20 protein-coding genes are annotated in these 23421 nt (G+C 60.6%); 11 read left to right on the top strand and 9 right to left on the bottom strand.

Going from position 1 to position 23421, the window contains the following annotated elements; translation table 11 throughout:
* Nucleotides 1-5: 5 nt before the first annotated feature.
* Together FSO04_RS00335 and mug are read right to left on the bottom strand one after the other, a co-directional pair.
* A complete protein-coding gene (locus tag FSO04_RS00335) occupies nucleotides 6-1259 on the bottom strand; it encodes an efflux RND transporter periplasmic adaptor subunit (protein ID WP_154557844.1) in 1254 nt (417 codons plus the stop codon).
* A 557-nt stretch (nucleotides 1260-1816) separates the two neighbouring features.
* Nucleotides 1817-2398, bottom strand: a complete 582-nt coding sequence (mug, locus tag FSO04_RS00330; RefSeq protein ID WP_233464696.1) for a G/U mismatch-specific DNA glycosylase — start codon at nucleotides 2396-2398, stop codon at nucleotides 1817-1819.
* Between the two features lie 856 nt (nucleotides 2399-3254).
* Here mug and FSO04_RS00325 point away from each other — a divergent pair.
* Together FSO04_RS00325 and FSO04_RS00320 are read left to right on the top strand one after the other, a co-directional pair.
* Entirely contained in the window at nucleotides 3255-4742 is a 1488-nt protein-coding gene (locus FSO04_RS00325; protein WP_154558012.1) for a catalase, read from the top strand.
* A gap of 71 nt (nucleotides 4743-4813) precedes the next feature.
* The gene (locus FSO04_RS00320; RefSeq protein WP_154557843.1) at nucleotides 4814-5428 is read left to right on the top strand and encodes an ankyrin repeat domain-containing protein; all 615 of its coding nucleotides are present in this window, start codon (nucleotides 4814-4816) and stop codon (nucleotides 5426-5428) included.
* A gap of 201 nt (nucleotides 5429-5629) precedes the next feature.
* Here the strand turns inward: FSO04_RS00320 and FSO04_RS00315 are convergent, their stop codons facing one another.
* On the bottom strand, nucleotides 5630-6628 hold the full coding sequence (locus FSO04_RS00315; RefSeq protein WP_154557842.1) for an aldo/keto reductase: 999 nt from the start codon (nucleotides 6626-6628) through the stop codon (nucleotides 5630-5632).
* A 157-nt stretch (nucleotides 6629-6785) separates the two neighbouring features.
* Here FSO04_RS00315 and FSO04_RS00310 point away from each other — a divergent pair, with 157 nt between their 5' ends.
* The 6 genes from FSO04_RS00310 to FSO04_RS00285 all read left to right on the top strand — a co-directional run bounded on the left by FSO04_RS00310 (nucleotide 6786) and on the right by FSO04_RS00285 (nucleotide 12443).
* A complete protein-coding gene (locus FSO04_RS00310; protein WP_154557841.1) occupies nucleotides 6786-7220 on the top strand; it encodes a winged helix-turn-helix transcriptional regulator in 435 nt (144 codons plus the stop codon).
* Between the two features lie 113 nt (nucleotides 7221-7333).
* Entirely contained in the window at nucleotides 7334-8551 is a 1218-nt protein-coding gene (locus FSO04_RS00305) for an MFS transporter (RefSeq protein WP_154557840.1), read from the top strand.
* Between the two features lie 74 nt (nucleotides 8552-8625).
* The gene (locus FSO04_RS00300; RefSeq protein WP_154557839.1) at nucleotides 8626-9441 is read left to right on the top strand and encodes a helix-turn-helix transcriptional regulator; all 816 of its coding nucleotides are present in this window, start codon (nucleotides 8626-8628) and stop codon (nucleotides 9439-9441) included.
* 153 nt (nucleotides 9442-9594) lie between these two features.
* The gene (locus FSO04_RS00295) at nucleotides 9595-10677 is read left to right on the top strand and encodes a threonine aldolase family protein (protein ID WP_154557838.1); all 1083 of its coding nucleotides are present in this window, start codon (nucleotides 9595-9597) and stop codon (nucleotides 10675-10677) included.
* A 126-nt stretch (nucleotides 10678-10803) separates the two neighbouring features.
* On the top strand, nucleotides 10804-11175 hold the full coding sequence (locus tag FSO04_RS00290; protein ID WP_154557837.1) for a YciI family protein: 372 nt from the start codon (nucleotides 10804-10806) through the stop codon (nucleotides 11173-11175).
* The gene (locus FSO04_RS00285; RefSeq protein WP_154557836.1) at nucleotides 11172-12443 is read left to right on the top strand and encodes an RNA polymerase sigma factor; all 1272 of its coding nucleotides are present in this window, start codon (nucleotides 11172-11174) and stop codon (nucleotides 12441-12443) included. The genes FSO04_RS00290 and FSO04_RS00285 overlap by 4 nt, the downstream gene beginning before the upstream one ends.
* A gap of 56 nt (nucleotides 12444-12499) precedes the next feature.
* On the opposite strand, the gene FSO04_RS00280 is transcribed toward FSO04_RS00285, so the two are convergent.
* From FSO04_RS00280 to FSO04_RS00260, 5 genes are all read right to left on the bottom strand, one after another.
* Nucleotides 12500-13354 carry an urea carboxylase-associated family protein gene (locus tag FSO04_RS00280; RefSeq protein ID WP_154557835.1) on the bottom strand — a complete coding sequence of 285 codons (855 nt, stop codon included), beginning with the start codon at nucleotides 13352-13354 and terminating at the stop codon, nucleotides 12500-12502.
* A 111-nt stretch (nucleotides 13355-13465) separates the two neighbouring features.
* A complete protein-coding gene (locus FSO04_RS00275; RefSeq protein WP_154557834.1) occupies nucleotides 13466-14140 on the bottom strand; it encodes a GntR family transcriptional regulator in 675 nt (224 codons plus the stop codon).
* A gap of 8 nt (nucleotides 14141-14148) precedes the next feature.
* Nucleotides 14149-15675 carry an amino acid ABC transporter permease/ATP-binding protein gene (locus tag FSO04_RS00270; RefSeq protein ID WP_154557833.1) on the bottom strand — a complete coding sequence of 509 codons (1527 nt, stop codon included), beginning with the start codon at nucleotides 15673-15675 and terminating at the stop codon, nucleotides 14149-14151.
* A gap of 75 nt (nucleotides 15676-15750) precedes the next feature.
* Complete coding sequence (locus FSO04_RS00265) at nucleotides 15751-16620, bottom strand: transporter substrate-binding domain-containing protein (RefSeq protein WP_154557832.1); 870 nt, start codon at nucleotides 16618-16620, stop codon at nucleotides 15751-15753.
* 291 nt (nucleotides 16621-16911) lie between these two features.
* A complete protein-coding gene (locus FSO04_RS00260; RefSeq protein WP_154557831.1) occupies nucleotides 16912-17841 on the bottom strand; it encodes a LysR family transcriptional regulator in 930 nt (309 codons plus the stop codon).
* A 167-nt stretch (nucleotides 17842-18008) separates the two neighbouring features.
* Here FSO04_RS00260 and FSO04_RS00255 point away from each other — a divergent pair, with 167 nt between their 5' ends.
* On the top strand, nucleotides 18009-18611 hold the full coding sequence (locus FSO04_RS00255; RefSeq protein WP_154557830.1) for an NADPH-dependent F420 reductase: 603 nt from the start codon (nucleotides 18009-18011) through the stop codon (nucleotides 18609-18611).
* A 29-nt stretch (nucleotides 18612-18640) separates the two neighbouring features.
* Here the strand turns inward: FSO04_RS00255 and FSO04_RS00250 are convergent, their stop codons facing one another.
* Complete coding sequence (locus FSO04_RS00250) at nucleotides 18641-20884, bottom strand: N,N-dimethylformamidase beta subunit family domain-containing protein (protein WP_233464695.1); 2244 nt, start codon at nucleotides 20882-20884, stop codon at nucleotides 18641-18643.
* A 144-nt stretch (nucleotides 20885-21028) separates the two neighbouring features.
* Between FSO04_RS00250 and FSO04_RS00245 the strand changes: the two genes are divergently transcribed.
* Nucleotides 21029-22150 (top strand): branched-chain amino acid ABC transporter substrate-binding protein, encoded by a 1122-nt coding sequence (locus FSO04_RS00245; RefSeq protein ID WP_154557829.1) that lies wholly within the window; start codon nucleotides 21029-21031, stop codon nucleotides 22148-22150.
* A 36-nt stretch (nucleotides 22151-22186) separates the two neighbouring features.
* Nucleotides 22187-23194, top strand: a complete 1008-nt coding sequence (gene lhpH, locus FSO04_RS00240; protein WP_154557828.1) for a trans-3-hydroxy-L-proline dehydratase — start codon at nucleotides 22187-22189, stop codon at nucleotides 23192-23194.
* The last annotated feature ends 227 nt before the right edge of the window (nucleotides 23195-23421 follow it).

Raw genomic sequence — 23421 nt, 5'->3', positions numbered from 1 at the left:
GCCTGCTACGACGAAGCAGCATTGGCCGACGCCGCTGCTGGCGCGGACGCCGCAGCGGGTTCGGAGGCGGCAGGCTCCGCGGCGGCGCCGCTGGCCGATGGACCAGCCGCCGCAGGCTTTGACTTGGCCGGCTGGATTTTGGCGCCGTCGTTCAGACGGTCTGTGCCGTCCGTGACCACCTGGTTGCCCTGCGAAAGGCCGGACAGGATGACCGTGTTCTTGCCGTCGCTCGGACCGAGCTTGACCTTGTGCACGGAGACGGTGTTGTTGGCGTTGACCAGATAGACGAAGTCACCCGGCGCGCCGGTTTGCACGGCGGGGGTCGGCACCAGCACGGCATTCTGCATCGTATCGACCAGCAGCTTGACGTTGACGAACTCGTTGGGGAACAGCGCTTCGTCCTCGTTGGCGAAAGTAGCGCGTAAGGTGACGGTGCCGGTCGACGTGGCCATCTGGTTGCTGACGGCGTAAAGCGCGCCTGTGGCAACCTCGCGCGCGTTGTCGCTGGAATACGCGGTGACCGGCAAGGTCGCGCCGCCATTCAGGCGCTGCACGATGGAGGCCAGCGCGTCTTGCGGCACCGTGAACTGCACGGTAGTCGGCTTGATGGTGGTGATGACGACAATCCCCGTCGACGATGACGCCGTCACGTAGTTGCCAGGGTCGACGAGGCGCAGACCGACCTTGCCGGCGACCGGCGCGGTGATCCGGCAATAGATCAGGTCGAGGTCGAACTGGGCGATGTTGGCGAGATCGACCTGGACTGCGGCCTCGTCCTGCTGCACCAGGAATTGCTGATCCGCAAAGGTCTGCTGGGCGATCGACTTGCGCTCGTTCAACTGCGTGAAGCGGACCAGATCGGCACGCGCCTGGGCCAGCGTCGCGCGGTCTTTGGCGAGTGTTGCCTGAGCCTGCTGCTTGCTGATCTGATACTGGCGCGGATCGATCTGGGCGAGGAACTGGCCTTTCTGTACTTCCTGGCCTTCGTGATAACCGACGGCCGTGAGGTAGCCGCTTAGCTGTGGCAGCACGGTCACGGTGGCGGTCGGCGTGACCGTGCCGAGTTCGCTCAACGTGACTGGCATTGAACCGAGTGTAGCGCTCGCTACAGTGACGACGATGGGTGCGACGTCGCGCGTGGGTTTCTTCTGGGTCAACAAATGGACAACGACAAGCGCAACTAGCGCCAGCACGACAACCGCAAACAGAATGAGCCCGCGTCGGGAGCGCTTGGGTTGCTTGGACACGGCTTCGCTCATAGGTATCTCCGAAAACAGATGCTGCCGTTGATAGTCGGATGGGGAGTTATTCTCTGCCGGGATGTTGGGACCATGCCATGGTTCTCGTGCCTTGTCACAACCCAACAACCGTTTGGCATGCTGTTAGCTAATTGCAAGCAAAGCGGACTGCGCAAAATGTATAGCGTCGTGATTGGCACAGGGCGATGTTATGGCCTGGTGACTGGATCCGTGACGATGAATGCGCTTCGTAATTGGCGGTAATGTTTTATCAAGGTGGGCCGGAGGAATAGCGCGTGCGGCGAATCGCCGACGGCCACGAGGGCCTTGCTGACAGACCGTGTGTTGCTCATGTTCGCCTTGGTGGAAGCCGGTGGACAACCATTGAGACCAAGCATGGCGTCAATCTACCCGGGGCGCGCAAGGCTTGAGTTACCGGAGTGATACATGTTGGGATATGAAACACTCCGTCGGGTGTGTTTCGGCCCGTAGCTTGCGCCAACGAACGGTTGATCGTGGGGGTTTTCTTTGGGCCGCGGTCGCAGCGAGCGGGAGTGCGCGATGAAAGCTTGTTGAAATTATTCGAGTCGCGATGAGGGAACGGGGCCACGCGTTGAAGGAGGAAGCGCGCCCCCGGCAGGCGCGACGGCAAGACGAAGTTCCCGGTAGGCGGACACTAGCGCGTCGAGGCTGAATGTGCGATTCAGTCCGCTGGGATTCGGCAACACCCATGTGTGGGCGCCGCCGAACGTTGTCGGTTGTGGACCCCAATGGATGTCGCGTGTGCCCGACATGGCGGAGAGCGCCATCTTCCCCAGGAAGGCAACACATTGCGGCGCATAGCGTTCAATCTTCTGCTCGAATTCCGTCGCAGCCGCTTTGAACTCCCCGGGTGATAGTTCGTCCGCTCGTGCGGTTGGACGCGAGACCACGGTTGTGAGGCCACAACCATACTGCAGGAGCGTGTGATCGTCGTCAGGAGAAATCTGTTCAGGCGTGAAGCCCGCCAGATGAACGACCCGCCAGAACCGATTGCCTCTGCCGGCAAAGTGGCGGCCGGTCGATGCCGCAAGAACGCCCGGATTGATTCCGCAAAATACCACCGACAAACCTGGTTCAAGGATGTCAGGAAGACCTTGAAGTGGATCGGAGCGAGTCACGGACGGTGCAATCCTTTATTGGGGAGAGGCTCTCACGAGAGCAGCAGTTTGGGCTACACCGTCACGGCGGACAAGCCACAAGAGGGTCGATTTGAGGTCAAACGGGCCCCGATTCTGGCCAGGGGCGGTCTATACCACTGGCAATGGGAGCCGACACAATCGGCAAGCAGGAACTCGATACTCTGCATCCCCCTCTATCGAAAACGACTCGGCCAGAGCTTTGTTGCAGGAATGATTATCGATAACGCCTCAATTCACATTCGAGGCAAGTGGCGAAATCAGGAAAGGCATCTCCAACTATTGGCGCGCATGCCTGCGTTCCTGATTTAATTATCGCTATTCCGTGCAATGATAAGGTTAAGTTAAGGTCATTTATAAAACAATTAAATGTCTTGTAGATATGCTGGATAAAAACATATCAATCATAAGGGTATGCGTAAAAATAATAAATGCAGTTGAAATTACTCGAGATGAATAAAGCGTACACAGCACCACCACGCACGGCGCCTACGCGGGCCACCACACGCGCGATGCGGAGTCATTGTTGAGAAAACGGCAATGCAGCAAGGCCCATGGCGGATTCTCTCTTCAAAATTTCGAATAATTTTTTATTTCATTTTTTCGTCATGGGGTTTGCAATCGCTCCGCAGAACAATTCGTGTTTTCAGTCAATTTTATTTTTGTAATTTTTATTTTCATAAGGAATTCAGTGGCTATTGAAATGATAGGAAAAAGAGATTGGATAATCGAATGTCTGAGTAATAGGATTACTCCGGTTTCCCCCCTGAACCAGGAATACAACGTGAAAATACTGAAGACACAGATTGCAGCAAGCATTTTCTCGATCGTCTCGGCAATGGCGATCGCTCAACCGGCGTATGCCGTAGATATGACCCAGGATAGCGGGTCGCCTGTCGGCGACAACCAGAACTCCCAGACGGCGGGCCCCGAAGGTCCGGTGCTTTTGCAGGACTCTCATCTCATCGAGAAACTGCAGCGCTTCGACCGCGAGCGCATACCCGAGCGCGTCGTGCATGCGCGTGGCACAGGTATCTATGGCGAGTTCGTGCCGACTACAGACATCAGCTCCCTCACCTCTGCCCAGGTGTTCACGCCTGGATCGAAGACTCCGGTCTTCGTTCGATTCTCGACGGTGATGGGCTATCGCGGCTCGCCCGAGCAGGCACGAGACCCGCGCGGTTTCGCTATCAAGTTCTACACGCAGCAAGGCAACTGGGACATGGTCGGCATCAACTGGCCGATCTTCTTCATTCGGGACGCCATCAAGTTTCCTGACTTCGTGCATGCGAACAAACCATCGGCGGTGACTGGCGTGCAGGATCCGAATCTGGCGTTCGACTTTTTCGCCCATTCGCCCGAAGCGACGAACATGCTGACGCACCTCTACACGGACGAGGGCATGCCGGATTCGTATCGCCACATGGACGGCTACGGCGTGCACGCCTTCAAGTTCGTCAATTCAAAAGGCGAAGTTCACTACGTGAAGTTTCACTGGAAGAGCCGTCAGGGTGTCGAAGGCATTCGTCCCCAGGATATCCCGCATTCGATCGGCGCGGACTGGAATCTGATGACCAATGACCTGTACAACTCGGTCAAGGCGCGTTCGTATCCACAGTGGGACCTATACATTCAGGTGCTCTCGCCGAAGGACCTGGACAAATTCGATTTCGATGCGCTGGATGACACGAAGGTGTGGCCGTCCTCCATCCCAGAGCAGAAGGTGGGCACGATGACGCTCAACCGCGTTCCGGACAACTATTTCGAGTCCACGGAAGAATCGGCTTTCGCGCCGTCGCGGCTCGTGCCGGGGATCGAGCCTTCCGAGGACCGGATGTTGCAGGGTCGCCTGTTCTCCTATGCCGATACGCAGATGTATCGCCTCGGCCCGAACTACAACCAGTTGCCGATCAATCGCCCGATCGTCCCGGTCTACAACAACAACCAGGACGGCTTCATGAATGAGGGGGAGCGAAAGGGCGAAGTGAACTACGAGCCATCCGGAGTCGCCGAAATCTCACAGCAGGACAAGTACAAGTCCGTGCAGACGCCGCTGAAGGGGACAACCCAGCAAAGAGCGATCCACAAGACGCTCGACTTCCGTCAGGCCGGCGAGTATTACCGGACGCTGTCCGAGACCGGCAAGACCGATCTGATCACGGCGCTGTCTGGCGACCTTGGGCGCGTGACCAACGACGCGAACAAGTACGCAATGCTCTCGTACTTCTATAAGGCTGATGCCGACTACGGTACCCGTCTCGCGCGTGCGACCAACGCGGATGTCACCCGTGTGAAGGATGCGGCCGCACACCTGAGCGATAACTGATGCATGTACGGGAGCCTGCGCAAGCAGGCTTCCCAACAAATGACTAGACACGCTTTCTTACGGAGAACGTAATGCAATGCTCTTTCACTGCCCGGCGCCTTGTTCGGACCGTGGCGGTCGCCACCCTGGCCGCACTGTTGACGGCGAGTTGCGCACAGCATGTGTATCAGCCGGGAACGTATTCGGCCGTGACGGACACGCCGCGTTACACCGAAGACTGGTTTGCCGCGGCGCGTGCGGGACGCACGGATATCGTTCAGGCGTTGATAGACGCGCATTTCCCGCTCGAGACAACAACGCCCGAAGGCTATACCGCGCTGATCCTTAGCGCGTATGACAACCACCCTGAGACATTGAAGGCGCTTCTTTCTGCCGACGCCAACGCTTGCGCCGCCGACCGGCATGGCAACACGGCACTGATGGGGGCGCTCTTCAAAGGCGAGACGAATATCGCAACGATGTTGCTCGACACGCATTGCGACATCGATCAAACCAACAACGCGGGGGAAACGGCATTGTCGTTTGCCGCGCTATTCGGCCGACTAGATATGATTCCGGTGCTTGTCGCGCACGGCGCCAACGCGAATCATGTCGATGCGCGCGGCGGGACCGCGTTGCAAATGGCGATCGCACAGCACAACCCGGCTGCGGAGGATGCATTGCGGCACGCCGGCGCGACACAATGAGACGTGGCGGATAAAGCGCCGATCACGCCCGCTTCAACAACGCACTATCCACCGTCGGCGCTGCCTGGCATCGCCTACCTGCGCACGCCGTTCATGCTCTTGCCTGCCCAGACGGGGCGCCCCGTAATCGCGAGCGCCGCCGCGCCGATTGAATGGAGCATGAAGGTGCGTCGATGGGTTCGCATGTTCGATGGCTCCCTGTCACGCTACGAGCACACGTTCCGGGGGCGCCATGAATTCCGGCCCAACGGGATCCTTGACGAACTGCGCGACAATCGCGTCAATTTGCTCGAACGCCTTCTCGTCGAGGCGCCAGCCGAACACATCTTCGATCCCGTCCAACTGCGCCGGACGACGTGCGCCCCACAGCGCGATCGTCGGGCCGCGATCGAGCACCCAGCGCACCGCCAGTGCGAGCACCGACTTGTCGAAGTTATCGCGCGCGAACACGTTCAGCGCTTTCACGGCCGCGACATACTGCTCGCGACGCGGCTCGCGAAACTTCGGGTCGCGCTGGCGCAGATCGTCGCCCTCGAAACGCGTCTCGACACCGATGCGCCCCGCCAGCAGCCCGCGGCATAATGCCCCATAGGCAAGCGCGACGAGCCCATGCTGTTTTGCGTACGGCAGCACATCACGATCGATATCGCGCTCGAACAGGTTGTACGGCGGTTGCGTGGTCGACAGCGGCGCCACGCGCCGGAACGCATCCATTTGCGCAGGCGAGAAGTTGCTGACGCCCAGCGCCCGTACCTTGCCTTCCTTGCGCAGATCGTCGAGTACCGCGGCGGTTTCTTCGATCGGCACCAGCGGATCGGGCCAGTGGACCTGATACAGATCGATGTAATCTGTCCGCAAGCGCCGAAGCGTATCCTCTACTTCTTGACGAATGCGCTCTGGCGACGAATTGCGGAACACCGCACCGTCGTGCCATTCCAATGCGACCTTGGTCGCGATGACCGCCTTGTGCCGATATCCATCGGCCAACGCCTTGCCGACAATCTCCTCCGATGCGCCGAAGCCGTACACCGGCGCTGTGTCGATCAGATTGACCCCGCTGTCGAGCGCCCGGCGGATCACCGCGATCGAGTCTTTCTCATCGGTGCCGCCCCACATCCATCCGCCGATCGCCCAAGTGCCAAGGCCGATGCGTGAGACGGGGGTCGTTAAACCTTCAATTGCGATTGTTTCAATAGTCATGTGAAGCTCTCTAATCAAAGCACTACGTAAAGCACCGCATCCGGGTCGAATGCGATCTGACTAACGGCGACATGCCCATCGGACGGGCAGGTGAGCCGATTATTTCAGCGGCATCCGGCGATCACAAGAAGGCACCTGACGGTTTCATACTTTCCCCATGGAAACTAATTGCTGCGACGGCGCTTACGCGCACGACAATCCGCAAAAAAAAACTGATGACCTGGCGCGGAACATCATCGAGCAGATCGCGGACAAGTGGACGATCCTCGTCATCGACGCGCTCGGTACGCACGGCGAGATGCGTTTTTCGCGGCTGCGCGAAGTGGTGGAGGGCGTGAGCCAGAAAATGCTCACCAAGACATTGCGACAGCTTGAGCGTGACGGCCTCGTCACGCGCTACGTGCATCCGGTGATCCCGCCGCGGGTCGACTATCAGCTGACGCCGCTGGGGCGGAGCCTGCTCGACAAGATCTGCGGGATATGGGATTGGGTCGAAGTCCATATGAGCGAAATGGAATTGGCGCGGCGCGAGTTCGACCACGGCGAAAAGCGGGTCGATCACCTGCGCCCGCGTGATGTGCCGATCGCTTAGCGCCGCCGTCGTAATGCGAGGTCGAAGCTGACCGCCACTGTCGAGCCGCCAGCAAGGCCGTGAGAAATTGCCCATAATTGCGCGCAGTCTTCGAGCAACCGTTGGGACGTTTCATGAAAGCAGCTTCTGTCACACCGCGATCCCCGATCGCATTTCTGGCTGTCGCGTTGGCGTTCGCGATCAACATGATGGGCACAACGCTACCGACGGCAATCTATCGGTACTACCAACTGCAGTATGGTTTTACCCCGACCATCATCACGGTGATCTATGCCTCGTATGCAATCGGGGTGCTGGGTGCACTGCTACTGGTCGGCAACTGGTCCGATCAGCTCGGCCGTCGTCGCATGCTACTGGCCGGACTGTTTGCGTCGGCCGCGTCAGCGCTGATGTTTCTGCTCAGCGACGGGTTGGCGCTTCTGATGCTCGGCCGCCTGCTGTCGGGAATCTCCGCCGGCATCTTCACAGGAACCGCCACCGTAGCTGTGATCGAACTCGCGCCGCCTGCGTGGCGCGGCAAAGCCATGCTCGCGGCTACGGCGTCCAATATGCTCGGGCTGGGTTGTGGTCCTTTGCTAAGCGGCATCCTCGTCGAATTATTCCCCTGGCCGATGCGCTTGCCCTATGCCGCGCATCTCGCGTTGGTGGGTGTCGCCGCGCTGGTCGTTCTTGGCGTGCCGGAGACCGCTACGATTCCTGCGCGCGTGAAGCTCGGCATCCAGAAAATTTCGCTTCCTGCCGAAGTACGCCGTGCGTTTATGCCTGCCGCGTTGGCGGGGTTTGCCGGTTTCGTCGTGGTGGGCTTCTTTGCGGCTGTCGCCCCGCAACTGATTCGGGTCGTACTCGGCTTTCACAGCGGTATCGTGACTGGCGCGATCGTGTTCCTGCTGTTCGCGTGCTCCGCACTCGGGCAAATCGTGCAGACGGTCATTGCTGCCCGATGGAGGCAAGCGGCCGGCTGCGTTGGACTCGTCGTGGGACTGATATGTGTTGGTCTGTGCGTGCCGGAGCGCTCGCTCGGCGCGCTTTTGCTCGGCACCGCCCTGGCTGGGATCGGGCAGGGCATCAGCTTCCGTGCGGGGTTGGGCGAGATCGCGTCCGCGGCGCCGGCGCACAGGCGAGCGGAAGTAACGTCCAGCTTTTTCGTCGTGCTTTATGTGGCGATCTCACTACCTGTGATCGGCCTTGGTATCGCCGTGCAGCTCGCCGACATTCAACGCGCGACGTTGCTCTTCGTTGGCTTGACGATAGTGCTTGTGCTTATCGCGCTGCTCCTGCTGATGCGTGAGCAGGCGGATACGGGGCAAGATTCGCGAGCGATCGGTGATTGAACACGAAGCCGCTCGATTTCGGCAGCGCTATACTTTGCTGACGTCCGCCAACACGTGCCATCACCCCCTGTTCCATGACTGAAAATGTCCAGTTCCAGCAAGTGTCCGAGATACCCGGCCTGGTGCTGAGTACCGCACACTTTGCGGATTTCAGTTTCGACCGCCATTTTCACCTCGATTTCCACGTCGGGTTGGTGACGGACGGGGTGCAGCGCCAGAGAGTTAACGGAAAGACCGTACTGCACGCACCCGGGACTGTCGTTCTGATGCCGCCAGGCGAGATTCACGATGGAACCGTGGTGGATGGAAACCAATCCACGCTCAAGACTTTCCGCCTGTCGCGAGAACTCGTCGCAAGCGTGGCGGAGGAGATCAGCGGCCTTCATCGCGAGCCGGAATTCGCCGGAGCCTTGCTTGAGGACCCGTTGCTCGCGGGCCATCTTCTTCGACTGCACGATGCGATGCGGCGCTGCGACGCCGTGAGCAGTCTTGAGATGCAGACGGAATGGCTCACGTTGCTGGAGTGCCTGCTGAGTCAATCGCGTGCGATCGTGCCTGAAACGGTTCAGGGCTCGCTTTCGCGCATTCAGTGGGAACGCGTCAGAGACTACTGCTTCAGTCATCTCAGCGACAAGATCACGTTGGACGAATTGGCCGCGTTGTGCTCACTCGGCAGGTTCCAGTTCCTCAAGCAATTCAAGCAGACCGTGGGGATGACGCCTCACGCGTGGTTGCTCCGTCTTCGTCTCGAGCGGGCTTGTGCGCTTTTGTCGCGAAGCTCGCAAGCGATTGCAACAGTCGCTCAGGAAGTCGGGTTCTACGATCAAAGTCACTTCAACCGCGCTTTCCGGCAGGCATACGGCGTCGCGCCGTCGTGCTACAGGGCGTAAGCCGCGCAGTTGGCGGCAGAGCACGAGGTTCAGCGCCATCTCGCCCTGTGGCTGCGCGACTGATCAATTTTTTACAAGTCCGGCGGCTTCACTCGACATAGGATGCGTCAATCCGGGGGGAAGTGCTCCTCCCGTCGAGTTGAGGATAGGACAATGGACAGCAGTAATCGATCACACGTTGCCAGGGCGCCGGCTCTGGGTTTTACGAGCGATAACATCGCGGGCGCGTCGCCAGAGGTAATTGAAGCCATCGCGGCGAGCAGCGTCGGGCAGGCGAGCCCATATGGAGGAGATGAGTTCACTGCCCGCGTCGAACGCAAACTGAGCGAAATCTTCGAGCGCGAAGTCGACGTGTTTCTCGTGCCGACCGGCACCGCCGCCAACTCCTTGTGCCTGAGCGCGATGACGCCGCCCTGGGGCAACATCTATTGCCATCCGTCGAGCCATATCAACAACGACGAATGCGGCGCGCCCGCGTGGTACACGAATGGCGCGAAGCTGGTCACCGTGGACGGGCAATCAGCGAAGATAGACCCCGCGAAACTTCATAGCGCGGCTCGCGTGAAGGTGGGCGACGTACATTCGACGCAGCCCTCGTGCGCGAGCATCACGCAGGCGACGGAAGAGGGTGGCGTGTACACACTGGCCGAGATCGAAGCGCTGGGGGACGTCTGCAAGGCATCCTCCATCAAACTTCATATGGATGGCTCACGATTTGCCAATGCGCTGGTGTCTCTCGGCTGCTCGCCTGCAGAGATGACATGGAAGGCCGGGGTCCATGCCTTGTCGTTCGGCGCGACCAAGAATGGTGTGTTCGCAGCGGAAGCGATCGTGCTGTTCGATGCATCCCTTGCACCCGAAATGGGCTACCGTCGCAAGCGTGCGGGCCATCTGTTCTCGAAGATGCGCTTTCTTTCGGCGCAGATCGACGCGTACTTGACCGACGATCTCTGGTTGCGCAACGCACGCCAGGCCAACGACGCCGCGCAGCACCTGAGCCGAGGACTCGCGGGGTTGAGCGGCGTTGAGGTGCTCGGCGCGACTGGGGCCAACATTATCTTCTGTCGATTGCCTTCCGTGGCCATCCAATCGCTGCTTCAGGCGGGATTCGGGTTCTATCACGATCGTTGGGAACAAAACGTTGTGCGGTTCGTGACTTCCTTCTCCACCACGATTGAGGATGTCGACAATTTGCTGGCGCATGTGACGCGCGCGGTGCCGGCGCACGGCGTTTGACAGGAGCAGATCGCGCGTGCCACTCTGAATTTTTCGCCACCACCTGTCCGTTAGCATGCCGCCCGAGCGTCATTGTCATGGCGGCCCGATATGTTCACCCGCCCTAACCCCATGACGGAGGCTCATATGCAATACCTATTGATGATCTATTCGGAAGAAAACGGCTGGAACCAGATGACCGACAGCGAGCGGCAGCAAGGCGTCGCCGCGTATCACGCGTACACCGAATCGTTGAAAAAAGCGGAGGTGCTGGTGGGCGCCAACCGGCTGCAGAACACCAACACGGCCACCACGGTGCGGCTCGTCGACGGCAAGCCGCAGGTGCTTGACGGGCCGTATTCCGATTCGAAGGAGCAGCTCGCCGGCTACTACCTGATCGACGTGCCCAACCTGGACGCGGCGATCGCGTGGGCGTCGCGTTGTCCCGGCGCGGCGCACGGCCTCATGGAAGTGCGCCCGGTCTGGACTGCCCCCTACGACGCGCCATCTGCTGCATGAGTCCGTCCGGCGGCGGCGGGCGTGACGCCGACGGCGCTGCGCATTCGATTGCCGAGGCGGTCGCTCGCCGCAGTTACGGCAAGCTCGTCGCGCTGCTGGCGATGCGCACGCGCGACGTCGCCGCCGCCGAGGACGCGCTCGCCGACGCGTTTGCAGCCGCGCTCGCGGACTGGCCCGAGCGCGGCTGCCCCGCGAATCCCGAAGCGTGGCTGATGACGGTTGCGCGCCGCCGGGCGATCGATGGCGCGCGCCATCGACATGTCGGCGACGAAGTGGTGAACCAGCTCACGATCCTCGCCGACGAGATCGACGAGCATGAAGCAGGCGTGTTGCCTGACCGGCGGCTTGCGCTGCTGTTCGCGTGCACGCACCCTGCGCTCGAGGCCGCGATTCGCACGCCGCTGATGCTGCAGGTGGTGCTGGGGCTCGAAGCGAAGACGATTGCGTCCGCGTTCCTGATGTCGCCCGCCGCGATGAGCAAGCGCCTCGCGCGGGCGAAGAACAAGATCCGCGAAGCGGGCATTCCGTTCAGCGTACCGGAGCGCGAGGAGTTGCCCGGCCGGCTCGCTGCCGTGCTGGAAGCGGTCTATGCGGCGTACGCGGAAGGATGGACCGATCCGGTCGGCGGCGATACCGAGCGGCGCGATCTTGTCGGCGAGGCGCTGTTTCTTGCACAACTGCTCATCGAGCTGCTGCCCGAGGAGCCCGAGGCACTGGGTCTGCTCGCGCTAATGCTGTATGCGCAGGCGAGGCGCGATGCGCGACGCGATGCGGCCGGCGACTACGTGCCGCTTTCGGCTCAGGATCCGGCGACATGGAACACGCCGATGATCGACGCAGCCAACGCATTGCTGCGGCGCGCAAGCACATTCAACGCAATCGGACGCTTTCAGCTCGAGGCCGCGCTGCAGTCAGCGCACATTTACCGCTGCCAGACGCATCGGTCGAACTGGGACGAGATCGTGCAGCTCTACGATGCGCTGCTCGCGATTGCGGCGTCGCCGGTGGTTGCGGTGAACCGCGCGCTCGCCCTGGCGGAACGGGACGGTCCGCAGGCGGCGCTCGACGCGCTCGCGCCGTATGCGGACGATCCGCGGCTGGCCGACTACCAGCCGTACTGGGCCGCGCGCGCCGATCTGCTCGCGCGTGCCGGCGCAACGACCGAAGCGCTCGGCGCGTACGATCTCGCGATCGGACTCGAGCGTGATCCGGCCGTGCGCCGGTTCCTGCATGGCAAGCGCATCGCGCTGTCATCAGCGCGAAGTTAGATCGGCGCTTTGCGTTTGCCACGCGAGCTTGCAAGCCTCGCGCTGATGCGGAATCCTCAACACCCACACTTCCACTGCGGCTGCTGCAACGTCATCCCATGCTGCCCCTTGTACGCGGCGACCGCGGGCGAGGTCCATCCCTCCAGCATCTGCGGAGCGAGCCGGTAGATCTCGATGCCAAGCGGACGGCATACCTCCAGCGGATCGCGCGCGTCCGGCCCCCACATCGGCAACGAGAGATCGCCGCCCGGGCACGTCGACAACGCGCAAAGCAGGTCGATTTCCGCGAAAAATTCGAGGTAATCCCCCTTCTTCGCGGGACAGGCTTTCATGAAGTACTTGTCTTCGAGATTCAGCCCCGTGCACTGGAACACGTTCAGCACGTCGTGCACGTCGTATTCGGTCAAGCCATACGGAGCGATTGCGCGCGTCAGGTTCGAGTGGCAGTGGAAATGGAAATCCTCACCCGTCAGCATGCGGTTCACGTACGGATCGCAACGCGTGCCGAGCAGGTCGTGAACGCGGCCGCCATGCTCGTCGACGCCGTAGTCGGCGAGGCTGTCGTCGGTGATCGTCACCATGGGACGCAGGAAGGGTAGCGTCGACCACAAACGGTCGAAGGTGCTCACATGTGCCTGCTGCAACTGGCGCGTGCGCGAGGCCCACATGCGCTCGCGCGGGTTGTGCAGATTCCACATGTTCAGGTCGGCCACTTGCGGACCTTCAATCGTGACGATCCGAAACACATGGCCAGCCGGTACGGTCCATGCCTGACCCGAGCGGATGGGCACGACGATCGATTCGACCAGTGTGCGCGTATCGTGTTCGGAGGCGATGCGACCATAAAACGCCTTGTCGGGGTCGAGCGCGGATCCCGTGGTGGATTGATAGGCGGCGGGGTAATTCAACATGATGGAGACTCCTTGATAAAGCACACGGACAGGCTGCGCTTGTCACGCACTGTCGCCTGTTTGAGCAGTAGCCGTGAATCGGTGGACTAAGCCGGAATGAGAGGCAACGAATCAAAGGTAATCGAGCAGGGCGTGCTCCGATTGCTTCAGGTAACCGGCGAGCGCGGCGCTCGCCTCGGCGGTGCGCCCACTCGCGATCAGTTCGAGAATCTCCTGATCCTTCGCAATCCAGGGACGCTGGAAGCGCCGCTCGTCGGGGGCCGAGGCAAACACGAGGCGCAGTTGTGCCAGTATCGTCGTGAAGAATGTGTCGAACAGCGGGCTGCCGAACAACTGCACGATGCGCCGGTGAAATAGCAGACTGTAGGTGCCGACGCTGCGCCAGTCGCCTTCGTCCGCCGCCGCTTGCGCGTGCACGACTGCGTCGCGCATCGCGGCGATTTCATCTTCCTCAATCGGGTCCTCGCGCATCAGGGCCTGCAGTTCGAGCGTGCGCCGCACCCGATAGATGTCGCGCACATCGTGGCGCGTCAGGGTGCGCACGATCACGCCGCGATGCCGGTAATGCACCGCGAGCCCTTCACGGCACAAGAGACGCAGCGCTTCACGCAGCGTGTTGCGCGAGACGTCGTGCGCCTGGGTGAGGTCGTTCTCGACGAGTGCGGTGCCCGGCGGTAATTTGCCTTCAATGATCTCGTTGCGGATCGTCGACAGAATCCGGTCCGTGACCGATTGCTCGGGCTCCTGCCCAGCGAGGGGGGTAACAGTTGATTGCGAGGTGGGCATACGGTGTTTTATGCAAGGTGGACGTCTTTGAGGAAGCTGGCGATACGCGAAGTCTTGTCGAGCGTCGCCAGTTCGCGCGGCGGCGCATCGCTCACGATCGTGCCCGCTTCCATGAACACGATACGGTCTGAAATACGGAACGCAAAGTTGATTTCGTGTGTGACGATGATCATGGTCATGCCTTCCTGGGCAAGTCCCTCGATGACCTTCAGTACTTCGTTGACCAGTTCCGGATCGAGCGCCGACGTCGGTTCGTCGAACAGAACAATCGAGGGCTGCATCGCCAGTGCCCGCGCAATCGCGACGCGCTGCTGCTGACCGCCGGACAACTGATGCGGATACTTGTGCGCATGCGCAGCCATGCCTACCTTTGCCAGCAGGCGCATGCCGGATTCGTCGAGCGGGGCCCCGTTCAGACGCCCGTGGTAGCGAGGCGCAAGCGTCACATTCTGCAGCACCGTTTTATGCGGAAACAGGTTGAAGCTCTGAAACACCATGCCGATATCGAGGATGCCGCGCATGTACTTCGCATGCGGCACCTTGCCATGCCTCGCACGCGGCGGCCACAGGAACGCCTTGTCATGCAGGCGCACTTCGCCGCCGTCGAGCGTCTCGAGGCCATTCAGCGTGCGGATCAGCGAAGTCTTGCCCGAACCCGACGGGCCGATGATCGACACCACCTCTCCTGCGCGCACGGTCAAGTCGATCCCCTTGAGCACTTCATGATCGCCGTAGCGCTTGCGGATGCCGATGGCTTCCAGCGAACGCGTCGCGCTGCTTGCTCGCGCGGTACGAACGTCCTTTGCTGCCTGCACGGGCCGCGGTGTTTCCACAGGAATGACGGCATTTGCAGCTCGCGTGCGGAGCGTGACATCAAGGTGCTTTTCGAGCATCTTCAGCGCCTGGCCGAACACCGTGACGATCAGCACATAGTAGAACGAGACGGCCAGCATCGTCTCCAGCACCTTGAAGTTCTGCGTATACAGGCGTTCGCCAACCAGCAGGATTTCCGCGAGCGAAATGACGGACACGAGCGACGTCAGTTTGACGATCGTAACGTACTCGTTAATGAGCGAGGGCAGCGCGACGCGAAACGCCTGCGGCAGCACGATCAGCCGTTGCAGGCCGACGAAGCGGATACCGAGCGCCTTGCCCGCTTCGAGCTGGCCCTTGTGGAGCGACAGCAGGCCGCCCCGATGGATCTCGGCGATGTAGGCCGCTTCGCTGATCGAAAGCGCCAGCAGGCCGGCCCAGAACGGGTCGGACAACAGGCCGCCCGTCCAGGGCAGCACCTGCGGCAGGTTATAGACAAAGATCAGCAGCACCAGCAGCGGCAGGCTGCGAAAGAGCCAGATGTAGGTGCTGCACGCCACGCGTAGCGGCATGAACGCAGACTGTTTGCCGAGGGCGAGTGCGAAGCCCGCGACAATGCCGATCAGCCAGGTCGCGGCGCTCAGTTCGACGACGAGCCAGGTGGCTTTCCAGAAGGCGGCGTCGAACAACAGCGAAGCCGTGTAGTGCCAGTCGAATACCATGTGCTTCCCCTTACGACGCGCAGCCACGAGGGCGCGGGCGAGTGCCCGGCCTCAGGCTGAGCGCGCAACGTGCAGTTAGTTCGATGCCGTACCGAGCGCCTGGGCAATGTCATTGCCGGTCGGCTCGGCGACGTTGTACTGCTTGAGGAGCGCCTGGTATTCGCCGAGCTGCTTCATCGACGCAAACGCGCTCTTCAATTGGGCGAGAAGCGCGTCATTGCCTTTCTTGATGCCGAGCCCGATGACGACCGGATAGAGCGGGGTCGTCGACGTAATCGCCACGCGTCCGCCGAGCTTGTTGACGGTCATCTGCGCGACGGCCGAGTCTTCGAATTGCGCGTCGACGGCGTGCGAGAGGACGGCCTGGGCCGCTTCCGGCGAAGTCTCGAACTCGCGCACGTCGATTGCGCCGCGGCCGGCAGGCGTACAGACCTGCTTCGACACGTCGTTGAGTTTCGGAATCCACGACGCACCCTTGATCGAGCTCACGCGCTTGCCACACAGATCTTCGGGCTTCTTCGGCTCAAAGCCGGTGTGGCTCAAGGCGAGCAGCGACCCGCCGGTTTTCAGGTAGGGCACGAAGTCGATCTGTTTCGCGCGCTCCGGCGTCACATAGAGCGCCGACGCGATTACGTCGAAGCGATTGGCGTTCACGCCGAGGATCAGATTCGCGAAACGGGTGTCGACGAAGCCGGGCTGGAGCTTCAGGTGCCCGGCGAGCTTCGTCATGAACGCGGGATCGAAGCCGGCGGGATCAGCGTCCTGCACGTAGTCGTAGGGCGGATACGTCAGATCCGCGCCGATCGTCAGCTTGCCGGGCGCCACGGTCGGCGCGCCGCTCGAGGCGAACGCGTGAGACGCGGCGAACAGCGCGAGCGCGGCGGCGCACTTCGCGACCCGCGGCAGGGAGGGCATGACAGTTTTCAGATCAGGTTGGGCTTTCATGGAGTTCTCGCTCGTCGGGGTGGAGGTAATATACATTGTTGAACAATAGAAAAAATATTGTTCAACAATAATTCCTGCATAAGCAGGATCCGAGCCAAGGAAACGAGGAGGTGGGTGAGCGCGCCGTGATGTAGGTCTGGTGCGGCTGTGAGGGAGACGCGGGCTGGTCTTTAACGGAGGCGCGGCCGTCGTCGGCGCACCGGTTCCGTGCGCCTGCGCGTGTTACCGGCGAACGCGTTCAGGAACGGTGCATTTCGTGGGGAAGAAGGGAGCGTGCCTGCGCGGCGCGACTCACCCGATGTTGCCCGCAAACCTCTCAGCCAACCGCTCCCGCTCGAACGCCTCGACAACGAAATCGACAAACACCCGTGTTTTCGCCGGCAGCAGCGCTCGCGTCGCGTAGTAGATCGAGATCGCCCCGGCGTCCGCGTACCAGCGCGGTAGCAATCGCACGAGTTCCCCCCGTTCAATCGACGACAGCACGTCCGACACGGCCAGCAGCGTCACGCCCAGTCCGAGAATCGCTGCCTCGCGCATCGCTGCCGGGTCATTGACCATGATGGTCTCGCCAAGCTGTGCGGGCATCTCATTGCCCACTGCGTCGCGCATCGTCCGGTGGCGCACGCGGCCCGTGCGGCTAGAGCGCATCACGATGCCGTCGAGGTCCGCAAGATCGCCGGGATCGGCCGGTGTGATGCGGCCGGCCATGTATGCCGGAGACGCGACCGCCACGAGATGCGCAGGCGCCAATGCGCGCGACACGACGCCCGGGGCGAGATCGAAGCCACCACCCAGCGCGGCATCGTATCCCTCTTCAATCAGGTCAACCGGCCGGTTCTCGAAGTGCCAATCCGGACGAATCATTGGATAGCGTGCGAGGAACGCCGGCAGCAGCGGCATGACGTACGTGATGCCGAACGTTGGCGCCATGCTGACTTTCAGCACGCCGGCCGGCTCGCTGCGATCGTTCGACACGGACGCGATTGCCGCCTGCAGCGCATCCAGATTGCCGCCGATTTCCACGAGAAAGCGCTCGCCTGCCTCGGTCAGCGTGAGCTTGCGCGTCGAGCGCTGGAACAGCCGCACGCCAAGATTGCGTTCGAGCAGCGCAACGTTCCGGCTGACCGCGGCGGGCGTCAGCGCAAGACGCCGCGCGGCCGCGGAGAAGCTGCCCGTTTCGGCGCTGCGGACAAACGACTCGAGGTTGGCGAGGGTTTCCATCCAGCAATCTTAAAGCATTGCTTGAAAATAATTCAAGCGATTCACAGCTAATCATCAAGCAATAAAGGCGGCAACATTCAGTCACCTAGCCCCGGGAGTGAACCTCAGATGTCCCTCTCCTTGCCGGCTTATCACTTGATTGATCACTCTTCACCAGGAGCATCGTTATGAGCACCATCGGTATCATCGGAGCAGGCGCCATCGGGTCCGCGTTCGCGAGAGCGCTGGCGGGCAAAGGCCTCAAAGCCGTCATCGCGAACAGCCGAGGCCCGGCCTCACTCGCCGACCTCGCACGCGAGCTCGGCCCCTCGATCACGCCGGGAACGCGCGAACAGGCGGCCGCGCAGGACATCGTCCTTGTCGCCGTCAACTGGACGAAGCTGCCGACCGCCCTGGCCGGGCTGCCGGACTTCGGCGGACGCATCGTGATTGACGCGAACAACCCGATCGAGCCGCCGCTGTTCAAACCGGCCGAATTGCATGGCCGGACGTCGAGCGGAATCTTCGCGGAACTCGTGCCGGGCGCACGCGTCGTGAAGGCGTTCAACCATCTTCCGGCACATCTTCTCTCGAAGGATCCGCAGGCCGAAGGCGGACGCCGCGTGTTGTTCTTCGCGGGAGACGACGCGCAGGCGAAAGCGGCGGTGAGCGGATTGATCGAGCAGTTCGGTTTCTTCGGCATTGACCTGGGGTCGCTCGAAGCCGGGGGCAAGTTAGTTCAAATTCCGGGCGGCCCGCTGCCGGTGCACAATTTCGTCAAGTTTGGATAAGCAAACCAGGGCGCGGAAAACCGCGCCTTTCAAACTTGCTTTAAGGGCAACTTGCGGGAGCTGTGGGAGACGGCCAGAAAGCGGCGCAAACAGTTCTCGACGATTTGCGAGACGTCGTTGTCATAACCGGCGCAGTAGAGACTTCCGAGAAACGAGATTGAGCCGACTGCGAATAGTCCGCCGCCGCTCGGGCCGAAGCCGCAGATCATGTGGGCTCGAATGCCGCTATGCACTCTAGGTTTGCCGACCATTCGATTGAAGAGAAGCTCCTCGGGAACGGTCACGAAACTGGCGTCGTGATTGTCGGAGTACGCGACCACTGTCACGTAGGCGGGCGTGCCGAGGTCGGCCGCAGTTTGATCAATTTCAAAGCCCGCAGCGCCGCCGCCAGACAAGCCGAAGTTTCCAAGTGGTTCTCCTGCTCCTGCTTTAACCCCCGCGAACAGCCAGGAATGTTCGGTGGCAAACGAGGCCGGCGTGCGGCGATAGAATGTGCCCCGAAAATCTCCCTCCGCCGTAAACCCGACTCCCGCAACTTTTTGCGGCGGCAATCCGTTTCGACGCCACATCCCCCCATACTCGCCATCCAACTGGTTGTAGTACTCACCGGGCTGACTTTCCCATACCCGCATGCCCGCCTCGGCTCGACGAATTTCGAGCAGATGCGGTGCAGACGCTGCGCGCCCGATTTTCCAGTAGAACCCGTTTCCGCCAAGGTACATCAGGCTTCCACCCGCAGACCGATAGGCGAGGAACGCATCGAGCATTCGGCGGGTATGGTATTCGGGGTGAGAGCCGGTCAGGACGACGTCATAGTGCTTCAACGCGTCGACGCCTCGCTCATCGAGATCCTCGTCCGTAACGACATCAAACTCGAATCCTTTTTCCCTTAACCAGTTGGTCAGATGGGAGTCCGCGGAGAAGTGGCGCAGACCTGAGCCATGCTCGTCAAGGAACGTCAGATAACCTGGACGCATTGTGAGAATCGGGCGCAGGCGGGAGGAGAGGCTTATACCTGAGCCATCACTGTGGGAGTTGTATGTTGATGTACCAAATGCAGTTACGACGTCCGGGTTGTGAGGATAGCCGCCCCATTTGTCCACGCGATCGGCAAGCGCGCCCGAAAAATTTCCGCGAGCGTTGTTGGCGTAGGCCAAGTAAGTCAGCGTGGGTGCAAGAAACGCGATGCGCGCATGCTTCCCCTCCGGCGCAACCGTGACGTAAAACGGAATCGTATCGACCCCTTCTCCATTGTCCACGCGCAGTCCATAGACACCCGATGCCATGTCGGCCGGAATTTTCAGATGTACCGACGTTTGCCAGCCACAGTCCGACAGGTCGTCAGCGTGGAACCGGATCGCGGCGTATTCATTCGGTGCATGCTTCCAGTCCAGCTCGCGTCCGGTCCACCCCGACGACCGAACTGCCCTCATTGGTGCGTTCACAAGCGTCAACGGGGCTCCGCTATCAAGGCAGTTCGGTACGCTCGTGTGAGCAAGCGTTGGCGTGAAGTCCCAATGTGCCAACAGGATGTCCTCGCGCTGATCGCCGCGTGCATCGTTGCTGGGCGCGCGCAACTCCGGGCTTTCGATGAAGCCGTTGAAGGCGTGCTCCGGGTGTCCTGTCCAGACAGCCGCAAAGCACACGGAAGTAGCGTCGAACGAGGCGGCAGAGAACGGCACTTCAAAGTCCGCCACGTTCCTGAATGCCTCTTCGCGTGCGTTTGTACCGGAGCTAATCGCCCGGATGTGCCCGTCACGGTCGATCGATATCTGCAGATTTGTCCACAGATCGGCTGCGACAGGTACGCCTGTTGTGATCAGCTCCCCGTTCGCGAGGCTCTGGAAAACAAGTTCGCCGCGAGTGAGAGCGATCGTTACACCATGCGTTCCATCGTGGTTCTGAAGAGCGACCAATGTCTGGAGGGAAGCGTCTTCAAGCGTGGGTTGAACCGTCAGGTAGAGCTTGATGTGCTGAATGTTCTCCAGAGCCGGCATCGGGCCGTAAGCGCAGGAGCCGGGAAATACTGGCTGCTCCTGTCCTGGGTAGGTGCTTTGCAGCCGGACATCGATCGGGACCAGTTTCATCCCAGGCCCATCGGGGTTTGGGTCACAACAATCTATGCGCTCAACAGTCGCCGTAAAGGCGCGAGCGCCGCGCGAACTGATTTTGAACGCCAGTTCCTGACCAGCGTGTGCGCTCCACGGGGTTGCATAGCCGATGATCGCGGGAGTTTGGGAGTCTGAAGTAGTCATAGTCAAATGATCAATCATTCTTGGTCGTGGTCCCAGGCGCTGCTCTGCGACCGCCTACGGCCAGGGGAAACCCCCTGTGAGATTTTATTTTGCAATGGTTGCAAATAGAACCAAAAGTGGTCACTATCGAGTCCAGTGTACTTTAACCACTTGGGGTGTGCGATGAAAAAATTGGTCTATTCGGCAATGACGGTCGCTGCAGTTCTCGTCTTCGGCAGCGCAAGCGCCCAAGAGGTTGTTCTTGTTGGAGTTTCCGGGCCTTTGACCGGCCCCCAGGCGTCGGAGGGGAAAGACAACGAGAATGGTGCGCGCATGGCGGTTGACGAGCTGAATAGCGCCGGAACAACGATTTCCGGCAAAAGCGTAACATTCAAATTGGTATCGCAAGATGACCAGGCGGATCCCCGGATCGGGGTGCAGGTCGCGCAGAAGCTGGTCGACGCCAAGGTGGCCGCAGTTCTGGGCCCATACAATTCCGGAGTCGCGATTCCGGCCTCCAGGCTCTACCAGAACGCTGGCATCCCGATGCTTTCGGTTGCGTCAAACCCGGCGTTGACTCTCCAAGGCTTTAACGAAGTCTTTCGTATCGGAGCTAGTGACGGGCAACTCGGCGGTGCGATGGCGAATTTCGCCGTCGATACGCTTAAAGCGAAAACAGCGGCAGTCATGGATGACCGGTCGGCCTACGGGCAAGGCGTGGCCGAAGAGTTCATGAGCGTGGCCAAGGCACGCGGGCTGAAGATTATCGACCAGCAATACACGAATGGTCAGGCCGTCGATTTCAAGGGTGTCCTCTCTCAGATCAAGGCGACGAATCCCGACGTCATCTTCTATGGTGGCTACGCGTCGCAAAGCGGCCCGCTTGTCAAACAGATGCGTCAGCTCGGCTTGCGGGCGAAGCTGTTGGGTGGCGACGGAATCTGTACGTCTGATATGGCCAAAATCGCAGGTCCCGCAGCGACGAATGCGTATTGCTCCCAAGGCGGGGTCTCGCTGGACAAGACGCCAGCAGGTAGCGCGTTCCTCAAAAAGTACAAGACAACCTTCAACGTCGATACGCAGGTGTATGGCGTGAGCTATTACGACGGCATGAAGCTGTTGGCTGACGCGATGGTGAAGGCTGGCACGACATCCGACCGCGCCAAAATTGGTGCGCAACTCGCCAAGTCCGCCTACACCGGCGTGGCCGGCGAGTACTCGTTCGACGTACATCATGATCTGAAAAGCTCGGCGACGACCGTGTACACATTCAAGGATGGCGCCGTCGTAACGTACGGCAACTAAGGTCTCAACGAAAATAGTAAGCAAGACGGAGTATCTATGCGAATTACCAGAACACTTAACACGATCGAAATGCACACCGGTGGTGAGCCGTTTCGCATCATCACCAATGGTTTCCCGCGTCTCGCGGGGAAAACCATCGTGGAGCGGCGGGAGTGGATCCAGAAGCATGCGGATGAGTTGCGGAGCGCCATGATGCTGGAGCCTCGAGGCCATGCCGATATGTACGGAGGCTTCCTCACTGAGCCGGTGACCGAAGGCGCGGATTTCGGCATCATCTTTACGCAGAATAAGGACTACAGCCCCCATTGCGGCCACGGGACCATTGCGCTGGCCACCGCAGCGGTTGAACTGGGGTGGATTGAGCGCACGTCGCCAGAAACGCGTGTGGGTATCGATGCGCCTTGCGGATTCCTCGAAGCTTTCGTCCAGTGGGACGGCGAAAATGCAGGGAATGTGCGTTTTGTGAATGTGCCGTCATTCGTCTGGAAAAAGGACGTCACCGTCAATACGCCAACGTTCGGCCCCGTGTCCGGAGACATCGCTTACGGAGGCGCGTTCTATTTCTACGTCGATGGCGCACAGTACGATATGGCGGTAGGCGAAAACAACGTTGATCGACTGAAGCAGTTCGGCGACGAGATCACCCAGGCAACTAACGCAGCGTTTGACATCGTTCATCCGGAGATTCCAGAAATCAGAGGGCTCTACGGCACGATCATTTCGAATACGCCCCGCCATCCGGGATCGACTCAGGCGAACTGCTGCATCTTCGCCGATCGCGAGGTTGACCGATCGCCAACAGGGTCCGGCACCGCAGGACGCGTTGCCCAGCTCTACCAGCGTGGCAAGCTACCCCCGGATGGGACGCTCGTGAACGAGTCGATCATCGGAACGATCTTCAAGGGCCGCGTGCTGAGTGAGACGACATGCGGTGAATTCGATGCAGTGATTCCTGAGATCGAAGGGAATGCGTTTATCTGCGGCTACGGAACGTGGTTGATCGACGAGCGCGATCCTTTGACCTACGGGTTCCTGGTGCGGTAGAGAGCGCAGATTACAGGCGCTGCTTCGACGGCAACTGCCGCACTGGCGTGACACCTTTTGGCCCATCTCCTTGGTGCCTTCGCGGCGCATTCTGAAATGGGATGCCGCCGCCCTTTTTGCCTTGTGCGAGCCACGGGGAACACTTCATGCGTGGTCGCATCAGGAGATGGCATCATGTCGCCACGACGTATGATAATTATCCGTCAATGACAGGTGAACTCCCGCGC

It is taken from the genome of Paraburkholderia madseniana (assembly GCF_009690905.1).
In the GTDB taxonomy this organism is placed as follows: Bacteria; Pseudomonadota; Gammaproteobacteria; order Burkholderiales; family Burkholderiaceae; genus Paraburkholderia; species Paraburkholderia madseniana.
This window is presented reverse-complemented; position numbering and strand designations above follow the sequence as displayed.